The sequence below is a fragment of the Variovorax sp. YR750 genome, assembly GCF_900109805.1.
Lineage (GTDB): Bacteria > Pseudomonadota > Gammaproteobacteria > Burkholderiales > Burkholderiaceae_C > Variovorax > Variovorax gossypii.
In genome coordinates this window covers 73,697-89,281 of the sequence record NZ_FOBJ01000014.1, presented here as the reverse complement: position 1 = coordinate 89,281, position 15,585 = coordinate 73,697, and the positions used below count along the sequence as shown (strand labels likewise).

The window sequence follows — 15,585 nt, the reverse complement described above, 5'->3', positions numbered from 1 at the left end:
CAACCTCGTGTTCCTCACCCAACCCCTGCACAAGGGCCGCCGCGAGAAGGCGAAGGCCATCGCCATCGTCTGCGGCGGCACCAGCCTCGATTTCGCGACTTTCACCGACCGCGTCGCGCGCCTGGCCACCGTGCTGAAGCAGTTCGGCATGGCGAGCGGCGACCGCGTCGGCATGCTGAGCCTCAACTCGCACCGCTTCGTCGAATACTTCTTCGGCACCTGGTGGGGCGGCGGCGTCATCAACCCGGTCAACATCCGCTGGAACCCGAAGGAGGTCGCCTACTCGCTGGACGACTGCGACACCCGCATCCTGCTGGTCGACGACCTGTTCGTGCCGATGGTGCCGGCGCTGCGCCAGCTCTCGGCGTCGCTGCGCACGGTGGTCTATTGCGGCGACGGCGCGGTGCCCGAGGGCATGGTGGGCTACGAGGCGCTGCTGGCCAAGGCCGAGCCAGCGGAAGACGCGCCGCACGGCACCGACGAGCTCGCGGCCATCATGTACACCGGCGGCACCACCGGGCAGCCCAAGGGCGTGATGCTCACGCACGGCAGCCTCTGCATCAACGCGCTGAGCACGGTCGCGGCACTGCCGCGCGATGCGCAGAACGCGGTGTCGCTCGTCGCGGCGCCCATGTTCCATGTGGCGGGCTGCGGCGCCTCGATCCAGAACCTGCTGCGGCTGATGCCGATGCACGTGCTGCCCATGTTCGACGAGCTGGCGGTGCTGCAGGCCGTGCAGTCCGCGCGCATCACCGAGATGTTCATGGTGCCGACCATGATCAAGCGCGTGATCGAGCATCCGCGCTTCGCCGACTTCGACCTGTCGAGCCTGCGGCTGCTGTTCTACGGCGCGGCGCCCATCGACGCCGCGCTGCTCGACCAGGCGATGCGCGCGATCCCGAAGGCCGCCTTCGCGCAGGTCTACGGCATGACGGAGCTCTCGCCCGTGGTCACCGCGCTGTCGCCGCATTGCCACCAGCCGGGCCCCGATCGCGACCGACTGCTGCGCTCGGCGGGAACGCCGGTGCCCATTGCCGAGATACGCATCGTCGACGGCGAAGACAGGGAGGTGCCGCCGGGCCAGGTCGGCGAGATCGTCGCGCGGCCCGATGGTCATGAAGGGCTACTGGAACAAGCCGAGGGAAACCGAGGCCGCGCTGCGCGGCGGATGGATGCACACCGGCGACGGCGGCTACATGGACGACCAGGGCTTCGTGTTCGTGGTCGACCGCATGAAGGACATGATCGTGAGCGGTGGCGAGAACGTGTATTCGGCCGAGGTCGAGAACGCCATCGCGCAGATGCCGCAGGTGCTGATGTCAGCGGTGATCGGCGTGCCCGACGACAAGTGGGGCGAACGCGTGCACGCGGTGATCGTGCGACGCGAGGGCATGGCGCTGGAGGCCGAGGCCGTCATCGCCCACTGCCGCGAGCCCTTCTGGGCCGGCAGGGAACGGCGCGTGGGCTGAGCCGCGCCGATCGGATACGACAGAAAAGAAAGCAAAGGAAGACAACATGGCCATCGATTTCCGCCGCTCCTGGAGCGACGAAGACCTGGAGCTGTACCGCGACAACGTGGTGCGCTTCATCGAGACCGAAGTGCTGCCGCACGACGAGGAAGCCCGCAAGCGCGGCCACGTGGGCCACGAGGTGTGGCGCAAGGCCGGCGCGCTCGGCCTGCTGTGCGCCGACATCCCCGAGGAGTACGGCGGCGCCGGCGGCGACTTCCGCCACGAGGCCGTGTTCTACGAGGAGATGTCGCGCCGCGCGCTCACCGGCATGGCGACCTCGGTGCACAGCATCGTGGCGCACTATTTCCTTAACCACGGCACCGAGGAGCAGAAGCGCAGCTACCTGCCGCGCATGGCGCGCGGCGACCTGGTGGGCGCGGTCGCCATGACCGAGCCCGGCGCGGGCTCCGACCTGCAGGGCGTGCGCACCCGCGCCGAGAAGAAGGACGGCGGCTACGTCGTCAACGGCTCCAAGACCTTCATCACCAACGGCTTCCTGGCCGGCGTGGTGCTGGTGGTGTGCAAGACCGATCCCGCGCAGGGTGCCAAGGGCACGTCGATCCTCATCGTGGAGACCGAGGGCTGCAAGGGCTTCCGCGTGGGCCGCGTGCTCGACAAGATCGGCATGAAGGCGCAGGACACCTCCGAGCTCTTCTTCGACGACGTGCGCGTGCAGGCCGACGCGCTGCTCGGCGGCGTGGAGGGCCAGGGCTTCTTCCAGCTCATGAGCGACCTGCCCTACGAGCGCACCATCATCGGCCTGAGCGCGCTGGCCACCATGGAAGGCGCCTACCAGGCCACGCTCGACTACGTGCGCGACCGCAAGGCCTTCGGCAAGCCCATCGCCGAGTTCCAGAACACGAAGTTCAAGCTGGCCGAGATCGCCACGCAGATCAAGGTGGGCCGCGCCTTCATCGACCGCTGCATCGAAGACCTGGTGGCCGGCAGGCTCGACACCGCCACCGCCTCCATGGCCAAGCTCTGGGGCTCGGAGGCGCAGGGGCGCGTGATCGACGAGTGCCTGCAGCTCTTCGGCGGCTACGGCTTCATGAACGAGTACATGGTGGCGCGCATGTACGCCGACGCGCGGGTGCAGCGCATCTATGGCGGCACCAACGAGATCATGAAGGAAGTGATCGCCAGGGCGCTCTGAGCCCCGGACCGCGCCCGCTCAGGACAGCCGCCGGATCTCCGCCCGCGCGATCTCGCGGTGGTGGTACGAGGGCGACAGGCCGATGAACTGCGTGTATTTCTCGCGCGCCGCCTCGGTGTCGCCGGCGTCTTCCAGCTCCAGAGCCTCGAGCGTGAACTGGGTGAAGAGCCGGTTGGCGTCGTGCTCGCGCGCGGTGGCGGCCAGCGTCTTCGGCTGCAGTTCGGGCTGCGCGGCGTAGATCTGCCGCTGCACTTCGATCACCTCGATCAGCGCGCGGCCGATGCGCTGGATGTTCTCGTCCACGGGGTCGAGCCCGGTGCCGCGCACGTCCGTCGCGGCCTGGTCGAGCAGGTGCGAGGCAACTCGCAGCAGCTGGTGGATCCGCCTGTGTGTCATGTGCGGCCCGCTCCGTCCGGGCGACCGCTTCCGGGCTTCGCCGCTTCCGCGAAGCCGCTTCCTTGCAATTCACTCATCCGTTGTTCCGCTTGGCGCCGGAGGCCGTTGCGGCCCGCCCGCGCGACTGGCGCCCCAGGGCCGGCGAGGCCTCCCTGCCGGCTGCCAGGGCTTCTTCTTCCGTGCGCAGCTTGTCGGCGAGCTGGCTCGCACGCTCAGCGATGGCCAGGCTCTTGGCCGCCTCGGCGCCGTGCGTCTTCACCGAGAAGGCCTTGCTCACGCTGCCCTTGCCGGCGGTGTAGGTGATGGCGAGCCAGTAGCCGGGGTGGCTGGGGTTGGGCGTCTTGAAGTGCACGCCGCTCACGCCGCTGGTGTTGTTGCGCCGGGTGATCTCCGACTTCGATCGCTTGGCCGTGCGCGGTCCCGCCGCATGGGCCGACAGCCCCATGCGGATCGCCTCCTCGGCCGGATGGATGCGCGCCAGCCCCGTCATGCGCTCGAGTTGCCGCGCGCGCTCCTGGATCGCCAGCGCCTGCGCGTCGTCGCCCAGATCGGCCACGGAGAAGTCGGTGCGCAGGATCTCGTCGGGCGCGATGTAGGTCTTGGCCATCCAGGCGCGCACCCGGCCGTTCGGCGCGAGATGGTGGAACACGCCCGTCACGCCGGTGCTGTTGTTCGTCCGCTGCTTCTCGGCGCGCTCGCTGCGCGTCTGCGGCGGCATGCTGCGCACGATGTGGTCGCGCCAGTCCTGCGCGTGAAGCAGCGCCTGCTCCGCGCCGCCGTAGCTGGCCTTGCCGAACAGCCTGTGATGGCGAACGCCGTTGCGGACGATGGAAACTTCGAACCCCCAGGACCTGGAGTAGATGCCGTACATGGCTGCCGGGTTCGGGATACCTTTGGGCATTCTCGACTTGATGCTGCTACTTTCGTACTCAGCGCTGCTGATTCCGATGGGCTCCCCGACTTGCCCGCTGCTCTTTGGCGCGCGAATTTCGCGGCTATTTTGGCCGAAGCACAAAGGCAAATCAGCGCGTGCGGCCGCGCCTGAAAAAATATCATCGACCCGGGCACGCAAGCATCCGCCGGCCGCCGTGCGAACGGGGCCGGCCCCTGCGAATCGCGTGTTCACTGCTGCGGCCTTGCCCCGGCGGCCAGGCCGTGCGGGCGAGCACCCTGGCGGGGCTCCTGCAGGTAGGGAATCGAGAGCGCGCCGGCCGCGGCCTGTTGCATGTGCACCAGCTTCTGCTCGAGCTGGCGTTCGCGCTCCTCGATCGCCAGCAGCTTCGCCTTCTCGGCCCCGTGCTCCTTGATGGAGAAGGCCTTGCTCACGCTGCCCTTGCCGGCGGTGTACGTGATGGCCAGCCAGTAGCCCGGATGGCCCGGGTTCGGCGCCTTGAAGTGCACGCCGCTGACGCCGCTCGAATTGGTGCTGCGCTTGATCTCCGATTTCGAGCGCTTGTTCGACAGCTGCTCCGGCGCAAAGGCCGGCGGGCTCGTGCGGATCGCCTCCTCGGCCGGATGCAGCTTGGCCAGCCCGTCCATGCGGTCGAGCTGGCGCGCGCGCTCCTCGATGGCCAGCGTCTGCGCCGCCTCGCCCATCGTGTTCACGGGGAAGTCGGTGCGCAGGATCTCGTCCTGCCCGATGTAGGTCTTGGCGACCCAGGCCCTCACCTTGCCGCCCGGGGCGACCTGGCAGAACACGCCCGACACGCCCGTCGTGTTGTTGATCCGCAGCTTCTCGGCCCGGTCGCGCCGGGGGACCGGCGGCACGCTGCGCACCACGCCGTCACGCCAGTCCTGCGCCTGGCGCAGCGCCTGCTGGTCGCCGCCGTAGCTGGCGCGGCCGAACTGCTTGAAGTAGCGCGTGCCGTTTCGCACGATCGACACCTCGTAGCCCCAGCTGCGAGGGTAGATGCCATACATGGCTGCGGGATTGGGGATTCCTTTGGGCATGGTGCTTCGGCTTGAGTCCGCTCTCTGGTGCTTTCGATGGCTCCCTGCGCCGGTCGCGCGACTCTCCGCGTCGCCGCGCTGCTTGCGCTATCGCAGCAGTTGGAAGTCTTCGGGGGAATGCTAGGGACGCCCGCAGTGGCGGGGTATCACCGGAATCCGTAGTTCAAGGGGTAGCCGGTGCGGAGGAGAAGCTGAATGTAGGCCTATCGGATTACACCGAGCCTGCGCGCGATCGCCACCGCCTGCGTCCTGCTCTTCGCATCCAGCTTCATGTTGATGTTGCGCAGGTGCGTGCGCACCGTGCTGTCCGACACGAAGAGCTTCTCGGCCATCGCGTTGTTCGAGTAGCCCTCGGCCAGCAGCTGCAGCACTCGGATCTCCTTGCGCGTGAGCGGCTCCTTCATCGCGTCGCCGCCGGCCGGCGCTTCGGCTTCGGCCGCGCCAGTCATCGGGCCCACGGCCTGCAGCAGGCGCTGCAGGTGGTCCGCGAGGATCGGGTCGATGGTGGCGCCTTCCTGCATCGCCGCGGCGCAGCGATGGACCAGCGGGCCCACGGCGGGCCCCTCGTCGAGGATCAGCCGCATGAAGCCTTCCTGGCTGGCCGCCTGCAGCACTTCGCCGAACTGCTCGACGGCGGCCGACAGGTCGCCGGCGCGCTGCAGCGCCAGCGCGCGCAGCACCCTGAGCTTGAGCGCGCGCCGGTTGCGGGCCACGGCGAGTGCGGCGTGCAGCTCCGCGTCGAGCACGCCCAGCGCCGCGCGCGCGTCGCCGAATGCGATCTCCCAGCGCGCCTTGGCCAGCGCGAGGTAGTCGAGGTCGTGCGCGGGCAGGCGCTGGCGCAGTTCGCGTTGCCACAGCGCGGGGTCGTCGGCGCGCAGCAACTCGTCGTGCGACGCGGGGCCGTTGCCCTGCAGCAGCAGCATGCGCGAGCGCTCCAGCTTGGCGCCGGCCACCACGCGCGGCAGCTGGCGTGCGTGGCCCAGGTACTCGAGCTCGGTCAGGGCCTGGAAGGCCGCGTCGATGTCGCCCGCGTGGAAGGCCAGCCGCGAGCGCATCACGTGGCTCAGGATCATGTGGTCGGGCAGGCCCACGTCGCGTGCCAGCGGCAGGTACACGTTCAGCAGGCGCTCGGCCTGCGCGAGCTGGTTGGTCTCGTACACGGCGCCCGCGTACAGCACGCCGGCCCATGCGTTGCCGTGGCTGTGGTTGTACGACACCGCGTGCGTCGAATCGACCGCCATGCGCAGCCGCGCGGTGGCCTGCCGCAGCCGGCCCTCGTGCAGGTCGAACAGGCCCGCCAGCGACTCGGTGTACATGCGGTTGAAGGCGCTGTTGCCCTGCTGGCGCCGCGCCGCGTCGAGCAGGCGCCGCGCCTCGTGCTGGTCGCCGCGCACCGCGAGGATGTGCGCCATGGCGTTGAGCAGCACGCTGTCGGCGAAGGCGAGGCCGGTGGGCAGGCGCGCGAGGCTCTGGCGGCCGGCCTCGTAGGCCTCGTCGTGACGGTCCTGCATGGCCAGCAGCAGCGGCACCAGCGTGTGGGCGCTCGCGCGCACCTCGGCGATGGGGCTGTCGAGGCAGCCCGACTTCTCGAGCTGCCGCATCGCGTCCCACGGGCCGTGCGTGAAGCAGGTGGCCCACAGCGAGATCGGCTGCAGGAACGGGTGCTCGCGCAGCTGGTGCTCGGGAATGGCCGAGAACCAGCGTGCCAGCATGCGCATGCGGCCCTCTTCGAGGAACTGCGCGGCGTGGCTGTCGAGCAGGTTCAGCGCATGCGGATGGTCGCCACCTTCGATGGCATGGTCGATGGCGGGCACCGGCCGGCCGTGCGACTCGTACCAGCCCGAGGCCGCGAGATGCAGCCGCGCGGGCTCGCCGGGAGTCTCGCGCGCGAGCTGCGCGCGCAGGAAGTCGGCGAAGAGGCTGTGATAGCGCCATGCATCGCCGTCGCCACTCACCGGCGTGAGGAACAGGTTCGAAGCGGCCAGCTGCTCGAGGATGGCTGCGCAATCCATGCGCGGGCACAGTGCCTGGCAAACAGAGGCGTCGAGTTGCCGCAGGATGCTGGTGCGCAGCAGGAAGTCGCGGATCTCCTTCGGCTGGTGCGCGAGCACGTCCTCGGCAAGGTAGTCGGCCACGGCACGGTCGGAGCCCGAGAAGCGCTCGACGAAACCGGTCGCGGTGCCGGTGCCGTGGCGTTCCAGCGCCATCGATGCGAGCCAGATCGCCGCTACCCAGCCCTCGGTCTTGCGGTGCAGCAGCGAGAGCATCTCCGGCGGCAGCGCCTGGCGAAGGCCGAAGAAGGCGCTGGTTTCCTCCAGGCTGAAGCGCAGCCGGTCGGTGTCGATCTCGGTCAGCTGTCCGCGCGCGCGCAGCCGGCCCAGGCCCAGGTCGGGCAGGCTGCGCGAGCCGATCACGATCTGCCCCCGGCGCGGCAGGTGCTCGACGATCTCGCGCATCAGGCCCAGCACGGCCGGCTCCTGCACCCGCTCGAAGTCGTCGAGGAAGAGCGTGAAGGGCGACTCGTGCGCGGCCAGCGCGGCCACCGCGTCGAAGGGGCTGCCGTTGCTGCCGCGCGGGTCTTCCACGCCCAGGCGCTGCACGGCCTCGGCCAGGCAGTCGAGAAAGCGCGAGACGTCGTTGTCCGCGCGGTCCAGCGTGAGCCACGCGGTGGCGATGCCCCGGGCCTCCATGCGCTCGCGGATCTGCGCCATGGCGGTGGTCTTGCCGAAGCCGGCAGGCGCGCGCACGAGCACCAGCTTCACGGCCGCCGAGGCGACCTCTTCCCCGATCGCGGTGCGCTGCACCTGCGTGGCGACGAAAGCCGGGGGATTGAGCTTGGTTTCGAGGATCCGGGGTGTGGGGGACTGCATGCGGCGCTGAAATCCCGTCGTTTCCGACGATGCGTGCGGTCGATTCTGCTTCCTAAACTGGATGTGGACAAACCATCCCAGACACCTCCAGGACACCTCAAGGACACCAGCAGATGCAACTCGATTCCAGCATTGCGGCCGTCGTCACCGGCGGCGCCTCGGGCCTCGGCGCCGCCACCGCGCGCCGCCTCGCGGGCCACGGCGTGAAAGTAGCGCTCTTCGACCTCAACGCCGAGCAGGGCGAGGCCCTGGCCAGGGAGCTCGGCGGCATCTTCTGCAAGGTCGACGTCACCTCCGAGGAACAGGTGGACGCCGCCTTCGCCAAGGCCCGCGCGGCGCACGGCCAGGAGCGCGTGCTCGTGAACTGCGCCGGCACCGGCAACGCCGTGAAGACCGCGAGCCGTGACAAGGCCACGGGCGAGATCAAGCACTTTCCGCTCGCGAATTTCGACCGCATCATCCAGATCAACCTGGTCGGCACCTTCCGCTGCATCGCCAAGTCGGCGGCGGGCATGCTCACGCTCGACACGCTGCAGGACGGCGAGCGCGGCGCCATCGTCAACACCGCCTCGGTGGCCGCGCAGGACGGCCAGATGGGCCAGGCGGCCTACACCGCCTCGAAGGCCGGCATCGTCGGCATGACGCTGCCGATCGCGCGCGACCTCATGAGCGAGGGCATCCGCGTGAACACCATCCTGCCGGGCATCTTCGACACGCCGCTGCTGCAGGGCGCGCCCGACAACGTGAAGGCCGCGCTGGCCGCGTCGGTGCCGTTCCCGAAGCGGCTGGGCAACCCGGCGGAGTACGCGACGCTGGCCGAGCTGATGATCACCAACGGCTATTTCAACGGCGAGAGCGTGCGGCTCGACGGGGCCATCCGCATGGCGTCGCGCTGAGCGGGCTCGTCAAGGGGCATACCTCAAACGGGGGATGTGCAGGCGTGCTCCTTTCGATTGAATTCGCAGCCAAGGCAGCACGGGCGGGCGACGCATCGGCCGCACCAAGTGCCATTGGAGGGGAATTCGATGAGCGCTATCGACGACGAGGTGACCAAGCGCCGTGCTGCGCTGGGAGATCCCGCCCTGAAGGGGGCGGAACACAAGTGGGGGCTGGCGCTTTCGGGTGGAGGTATTCGCAGCGCCACGTTCTGCTTCGGGCTGCTGAGTGCGCTGGCCAAGCAGCGCGCGCTGCTTCGTTTTGACTTGATCTCCTCGGTTTCCGGTGGGGGATACACAACCGCAATGCTGGGCCGGCTCTTCGGCCGGGCGACGGAGCGTGCGGACCTTGACCGCATCCAACAGGAAGTCGGCAAAGCCAGCGCGAGCTGGTTCGTCTGGTGGCTTCGCGCCAATGGCCGATATCTGATTCCCCGCGGAGCGCTCGACCGGACATTTGTTGCTGCGCTCTACTTGCGCAATCTGCTTGGCATCCACTTGGAGTTGGGGCTCATGGCTCTGCTCGCCGGGCTGGCTCTGGCTGCCTTGAATCTTGGGGCGTGGCAGCTCATGGCAGAGGCGGGCTATCACACATGGCCCAGCAACTATTTCATTCAGGCAACGTGGCTCCCGAAATGGTTTCCCGTGTCCTGGCTTGCGCTTCCGGTCGTGGGGCTTTTCGCGGCCACCTACGCGTCGGCCTATTGGGCCGTGCCGTGGATGCATGCAACGAGGAAGAATGGTGCGATCGGGATGATCTGCATCGGCGTTGTCGGCGCGAGTGCTGTGCTGTTGTGGTTGTTCTGGCTTTTCGGCAATCCGGGCAGCGAGTCTGGCTCGAACTTGAGAATCGTGCTGTGGAGCGGCTTCGGGTGCTTCGTGCTTGTCTGGATGAGCGGTGTCGGCATGGCCGCCTGTTCGCTGGGCTTGACCGGAGAGCGGGACGAGCATTCGATGCAGGCCGACAAGGCAAGGAATCAGCTAACGCGCAAGCTGGCCACGTCCTTCCGCGTACTTCTCGTCGTGCTGGTGATCGGGCTTGTAGACCGCATGGCGTGGTACCTGGCTTTCGAGCGGCAAGACCTGGCGAGCGCCGGTCTCTACTTGGCGATGGCTGCTGCGGTATTGCGAGCCCTGCTGCCACTTGCATCGAGCCTTGTTCCCGGCAGAAGTGCAGCAAAGACCTTGCTGGCGATCGGGCACATCCTGGGCTTCGTGCTGGCATTCCTGCTTTTCGCGTGGTGGGTGTCGTTGGTGCACAAGGCCGTGCTGGGGGCCCTCTTCTTCAGCCGGACTTTGGCGTTTTCGAGCGCGTGGACGGTCTTGGGCCTGTTCCTGGCGCCAGTGCTTGGCTACTTGCTACTGACGGGGCGCAACCTCGGGTTCCTGAACCTTTCATCCTTGCATTCCTTCTATCGGGCCCGTCTTGTCCGCAGCTACCTTGGTGCGGCCAATGGCAAGCGATTCGACCGGCCAGGCGTTCTTGGCGCACTCGATCATGTGCCCGCCATGCTGCCTTCTGCACTGGATACGGCTTCAGTCAACGATGTATGGCCCGACGACGACGTGAGCATGGAGGCATACAGGCCGCAAGACCTCGGAGGGCCGGTTCACCTGATCAACGTCTGCGTCAATCAAACCAAGGATCCCCGGGGACAACTCTTCAATCAGGACCGTCGAGGGCTGCCGCTGACCATTGCGTCCGGCGGTGCGATGCAGGTATCGCAGGATGGATGGGAGCCGCTGAAAGGCCGAGCCTCGATGACGCTCGGAACCTGGACGGCCATATCGGGCGCGGCCGTGGCACCGGGCCTGGGGCAACTCACGCGAGGAGGTATTGCCGCCCTGGCAACCTTTGCGGGACTTCGCTTGGGTTATTGGTGGAGCAAGGCGGAGCGTACGGGCCAGGCAGGTGCGAAAGGCGTTCGCTTCCTGGCGAAGTCACGGGGGTTGCTCAATGAAATGCTGGCCGTTTTTCAGGGCAAGGAAGGCCCCGACTGGTTTCTGACCGATGGGGGGCATTTCGAGAACACAGGAGCGTACGCGTTGCTTGCGGAGCGAACGGAAGTCATCGTCGTGGCGGACTGCGGGGCGGATCCCGACTATGCATTCAACGACATCGAGAATCTGGTGCGAAAGGCGCGCATTGATCTGCAGGCCGAGATAGATTTCCAGCGCCCGAGGGAGCTTTTCGGACCATGGCGAAATGGAGCACAGGTATCGCTGCCATTGCCGAAGGAGTTGCAAGCATTCGGATCACTCCAGGAGCTGGCGTCGAATGCCAGCAATGCATGCCTTGCGCTCGCGAAGATCACCTACGGGGGCGCAAAGAAGGGTCATGGCATCCTGCTGGTAATCAAGCCCAACATGTGCAAGGGTCTGCCAATCGACCTGCAGAATTTCAAGAAGCAATCGCCGGCATTTCCCCAGGAGACGACGGCCGACCAGTTTTTCTCTGAGGCTCAATGGGAGAGTTACTTCTTGCTCGGGCAGATTCTGGGAGGTCAGCTGAACCAGTCCTTCGTCGAATCGTTGCTCGAAGATTGCATCAAGGACACCCCGGAGTTCTTCGTCAAGGATGACTGCTCGGTAGAAATGCCTGGTGTCGAACGCGAAGGTAAAGGCAAGACCGCCAACGGGCGGCTGATTGGCGGAGTGACGGCCGTAGGTGCGTCGATCGGATTGGGCGCGGCGGCGACCCTCGGCGTCTCCGCCTGGCAGGCCATCGACAGTGTCAAGGAGTCCTATGCCAAACGCGTTGCCAGCGAGAGAGCCGCACTGGACGAACTGACGAAGCTTTGGGCCAACCTGCCTCCGCCGGCAGGATCTGGCGCAGTTGTGTCTTCGGACCTTCCGGGCTCGCTCGGAAAACTCGCGGGTGCGCTGGTGCGGACAGCCGACACGCTTTGCCCTGCCGGGGAGGCTGGCTGGTTCAACAGTTCCGTGCTTGCAACGCGCATATCGCGCGACGCCGTCGAGGGATGCAGGGCTTTGCCTTCCAGTGCGCGTTCTCAAGCATGCAATGTGCTGATCGAGGCGGCCAATCCAACCCTGAGAGGACGGCTGCCCGCATGTCTGTCATGGGCAGAATCCAAGAAGGCCGCTCTTCCGCCACCCCGCTACTGGGCTTACGACTATTCCAGGTCGGCGCGTTTCGATGACATGCATCCATGCAGCCCCTTCCGTGCCCAGTTGCTCAAAGATGAAGAACAACACGAAACCCGGTATGGAGTGCTGAGTGATCGCCAGAGCAAGAGCGAATATGCCCCCGGGCTCAGGAATGAAGGCGAGAGGCCATGCCCCAGACCTGATTGGGAAAGAGTCGTGGCCGTCAGTCTCCAGGAACTTGGAATAGATCCGGGCCAGAGTCAGAGTACTTCCGCTCCTGCGGTGACGGCAACGCCCTCGCAGAAGCCTGCGCCTGCATCAAAGTCGTCTGCCCCGCTTGGTCAAGCGTCCGCACCTGCAGTAGCGCCTGCACGTGCAGCAGCGCCTGCGTCCGCAGCGGCGCCTGCACCTGCAGCGGCGCCTGCGCCTGCAGCGGCGCCTGCACCTGCAGCGGCGCCTGTGCCTGCAGCGGCGCCTGCACCTGCAGCGGCGCCTGCACCTGCAGCGGCGCCTGCGCCTGCAGCGGCGCCTGCGCCTGCAGCGGCGCCTGCGCCTGCAGCGGCGCCTGCGCCTGCAGCGGCGCCTGCGCCTGCAGCGGTGCCTACGCCTGCAGCGGCGCCTGCGCCTGCAGCGGCGCCTGCGCCTGCAGCGGCGCCTGCGCCTGCAGCGGCGCCTGCGCCTGCAGCGGCGCCTGCGCCTGCAGCGGCGCCTGCGCCTGCAGCGGCGCCTGCGCCTGCAGCGGCGCCTGCGCCTGCAGCGGCGCCTGCGCCTGCAGCGGTGCCTACGCCTGCAGCGGTGCCTGCGCCTGCAGCGGCGCCTGTGCCTGCAGCGGCGCCTGCGCCTGCAGCAGCGCCTGCACCTGCAGCGACACCTGCGTCCACGGCAGCCTCCGCACCCGCGACGGTGCCCGCCGCTGCAGCCGAGCCTGCAGTGGCGTCAACACCTGCGGCGCCACCGTCTGCGGCAGCTCCGATGCCAAGTGCAGAGCCATCCTCAACTTCGCGATCGGCGAGTGCGTCAAGGGTGGGGGTCTCCGTTTCGCCCGAGCGTTGTCAGGGAATCACCGTGTACATCCAGATATACGACGGCAGCCAGCGTGACGGCGTCCGTGAGTACCGCGACGCATGGCAAAAAATCGGCGCCAGCGTGCCGCCGATCGAAAATGTCACCGATTCGGCGCGCAAGGCTGGGCGTCCTGCGCCCTCGCCGGTTCGCGGACCAACGGTGCGCTTCCACGATCAGGCATCCATCGATTGCGCTGTTGCTCTGGGGCCAGCCTTCGGATTCAAAGATTGGCGGGTAGAGCCTCTTTCTCCTCAACTCAAAGCCACTAGTCGAACGATTGAGGTATGGATTCCGCCGCCGGAAAAAGCCGCCCAATAGGAGGTGGAACTAGGCAATAGAAGGTAGTCGATACTGTCCGAGGGCATTCTGTTTGAGCGTAGCGAAAGCTGACGCACAGCACGTGGAACCCTGCGGCCGAGGAACTGAAAATCGTCTGTTCCGACGACGCCTCCCGCTGGGCGTGGCGCCAACAATTCTCCGAACCCCTGAACCCATCGGAGAACTCCCCATGCCCGAAGCATTCATCGTCGCCGCCGCGCGCACCGCCGGCGGCCGCCGCAACGGCCGCCTCGCCGGCTGGCACCCGGCCGACCTCGCCGCGCAGGTGCTCAACGCCCTGGTGGACCGCACCGGGGCCGACCCGGCGCTGGTCGAGGACGTCATCATGGGCTGCGTCGACCAGGCCGGCGAGCAGTCTTCCAACATCGCGCGCAACGCGGTGCTGGCGTCGAAGCTGCCCGAATCGGTGCCGGCCACCTCGGTCGACCGGCAGTGCGGCTCGTCGCAGCAGGCGCTGCACTTCGCTGCGCAGGCCGTGATGTCGGGCACCATGGACATCGTGATCGCCGCCGGCGTGGAAAGCATGACGCGCGTGCCCATGGGCATGCCCGTCACGCTGCCGTTGAAGAACGGGCTGGGCTTCTACGTGAGCCCGCTCATGGCGAAGCGCTATCCCGACGTGCAGTTCAGCCAGTTCACCGGCGCCGAGATGATCGCGAGGAACTACGGCATCGAGAAGGACGAGCTCGACCGCTATGCACTCGAGAGCCACAAGCGCGCCATCGCCGCCACGCAGGCAGGCCATTTCGAGCGCGAGATCGTGCCCGTGACCGTGCGCATGGCCGACGGCACCGAGCCTGGCGAGCAGCACACCGTGGACGAAGGCATCCGCTTCGACGCCACGCTGGAGAGCATTGCCGCGGTGAAGCTCATCGCAGAGGGGGGGCGCTGCACTGCCGCCACCGCCAGCCAGATCTGCGACGGCGCGAGCGGACTGATGGTGGTGAACGAGCGCGGCCTGAAGACGCTGGGCGTGGAGCCGCTCGCGCGCATCCACCACATGAGCGTGATGGGGCACGACCCGGTGATCATGCTGGAGGCCCCTCTGCCTGCCACGCAGCGCGCGCTGAAGAAGGCGGGCATGAAGATCTCCGACATCGACCTGTACGAGGTCAACGAGGCCTTCGCGCCGGTGCCGTTGGCCTGGCTGCAGACGCTGGACGCCGACCCGGCGCGGCTCAACGTGAACGGCGGCGCGATCGCGCTGGGCCATCCGCTGGGCGCGTCGGGCACCAAGCTGATGACCACGCTCGTGCACGCGCTCGGCCAGCGCGGCAAGCGCTACGGCCTGCAGACCATGTGCGAGGGCGGCGGCATGGCCAACGTGACCATCGTCGAGCGGCTCTGAGCATGGGCAGCGGCACCGACGAAGATCCGCTGCTGTGCGAGCGCGACGGCGACGTCGAGATCCTCAGCTTCAACATTCCGAAGCGGCTCAATCCGCTGACGGAGGGGCTCCAGCAGGCCCTGCGTGCAAGGCTCGCGCAGCTGCGCGAGGAAGCCGAGGCAGGCACGGTGCGCGCGCTGGTCCTCACCGGCGTGGGCAAGTCCTTCTGCGTGGGAGCCGATCTTTCGAGCATGGGCCCCGCCGGCGGAAGCGATGGAGGCGGCGGCAGCCTCGGCCAGCGCACGGCGAGTGCGATGGAGGCGCTGTCGAACCGGCTCATCGAGGACCTGCGCGGCATGCCTTTTCCGGTGGTGAACGCCGTCAACGGACCGGCGGCGGGCGCCGGCGTGGGCGTGGCGCTGGCAGCCGACGTCGTGATCGCGGCGCGCTCCGCGTACTTCTACCTGCCCTTCATGCCGCGGCTGGGCATCGTGCCCGACCTCGGAACCACGTGGTTCCTCGAACGGCTGGTGGGGCGTGCGCGGGCCGTGGGCATGTCGCTGCTCGGCGAGCGGCTTCCGGCCGAGCAGGCCGCGCAATGGGGCCTGGTGTGGGCCTGCGTGGACGACGCCGAGCTTCGCGCGCAGGCCGTGTCGGTGGCCCGGCGCCTGGCGAGCCTGCCCGCGCACGCGGCGCGCGAGATCCGCGCGGTGTACGAGTCGGCCGCGAGCCAGCCGCTGGTCGCGCAGATGAGCCACGAGGCGGCGCGCCAGCGCGAGCTGCTGGACCGGCCCGAGTTCGCCGAGGGCGTGAAGGCCTTCATGGAAAAGCGCGAGCCGGTGTTCCGCCGGAATGCCGCCGGGGCCGGGCCGCGCAGTCCATAGCCCGTTCCCGGGAGGGCGAAGCCCGGCGGATGCCAACATAATCGGGC

Annotated in this window: 9 protein-coding genes and 1 pseudogene; 6 read left to right on the top strand and 4 right to left on the bottom strand. The window is 67.9% G+C overall.

The genetic code is table 11. The features are described 5' to 3' along the window. The first annotated feature begins 7 nt into the window (after positions 1–7). Both BMY35_RS26140 and BMY35_RS26135 read left to right on the top strand, forming a co-directional pair. Positions 8–1,469, top strand: a pseudogene (locus BMY35_RS26140) (AMP-binding protein). A gap of 46 nt (positions 1,470–1,515) precedes the next feature. Then, positions 1,516–2,664 (top strand): acyl-CoA dehydrogenase family protein, encoded by a 1,149-nt coding sequence (locus tag BMY35_RS26135; RefSeq protein ID WP_093205740.1) that lies wholly within the window; start codon positions 1,516–1,518, stop codon positions 2,662–2,664. 18 nt (positions 2,665–2,682) lie between these two features. Here the strand turns inward: BMY35_RS26135 and BMY35_RS26130 are convergent, their stop codons facing one another. The 4 genes from BMY35_RS26130 to BMY35_RS26115 all read right to left on the bottom strand — a co-directional run bounded on the left by BMY35_RS26130 (position 2,683) and on the right by BMY35_RS26115 (position 7,880). Next, the gene (locus BMY35_RS26130) at positions 2,683–3,060 is read right to left on the bottom strand and encodes a hypothetical protein (RefSeq protein ID WP_093205737.1); all 378 of its coding nucleotides are present in this window, start codon (positions 3,058–3,060) and stop codon (positions 2,683–2,685) included. Positions 3,061–3,133: 73 nt separating this feature from the next. Further along, positions 3,134–3,961, bottom strand: a complete 828-nt coding sequence (locus BMY35_RS26125) for an AP2 domain-containing protein (protein ID WP_093205735.1) — start codon at positions 3,959–3,961, stop codon at positions 3,134–3,136. Positions 3,962–4,182: 221 nt separating this feature from the next. Further along, positions 4,183–5,010, bottom strand: a complete 828-nt coding sequence (locus BMY35_RS26120; RefSeq protein ID WP_240652274.1) for an AP2 domain-containing protein — start codon at positions 5,008–5,010, stop codon at positions 4,183–4,185. A gap of 203 nt (positions 5,011–5,213) precedes the next feature. Further along, positions 5,214–7,880 (bottom strand): winged helix-turn-helix domain-containing protein, encoded by a 2,667-nt coding sequence (locus tag BMY35_RS26115; RefSeq protein WP_093205730.1) that lies wholly within the window; start codon positions 7,878–7,880, stop codon positions 5,214–5,216. Between the two features lie 113 nt (positions 7,881–7,993). Between BMY35_RS26115 and BMY35_RS26110 the strand changes: the two genes are divergently transcribed. From BMY35_RS26110 to BMY35_RS26095, 4 genes are all read left to right on the top strand, one after another. Beyond that, positions 7,994–8,776, top strand: coding sequence for an SDR family NAD(P)-dependent oxidoreductase (locus BMY35_RS26110; RefSeq protein WP_093205727.1), 783 nt, complete (start codon positions 7,994–7,996; stop codon positions 8,774–8,776). Positions 8,777–8,905: 129 nt separating this feature from the next. Then, positions 8,906–13,306 (top strand): patatin-like phospholipase family protein, encoded by a 4,401-nt coding sequence (locus BMY35_RS37865; RefSeq protein WP_143080731.1) that lies wholly within the window; start codon positions 8,906–8,908, stop codon positions 13,304–13,306. A gap of 190 nt (positions 13,307–13,496) precedes the next feature. Next, on the top strand, positions 13,497–14,675 hold the full coding sequence (locus BMY35_RS26100) for an acetyl-CoA C-acetyltransferase (protein WP_093205725.1): 1,179 nt from the start codon (positions 13,497–13,499) through the stop codon (positions 14,673–14,675). Between the two features lie 2 nt (positions 14,676–14,677). Then, complete coding sequence (locus BMY35_RS26095; RefSeq protein WP_093205722.1) at positions 14,678–15,538, top strand: enoyl-CoA hydratase-related protein; 861 nt, start codon at positions 14,678–14,680, stop codon at positions 15,536–15,538. The last annotated feature ends 47 nt before the right edge of the window (positions 15,539–15,585 follow it).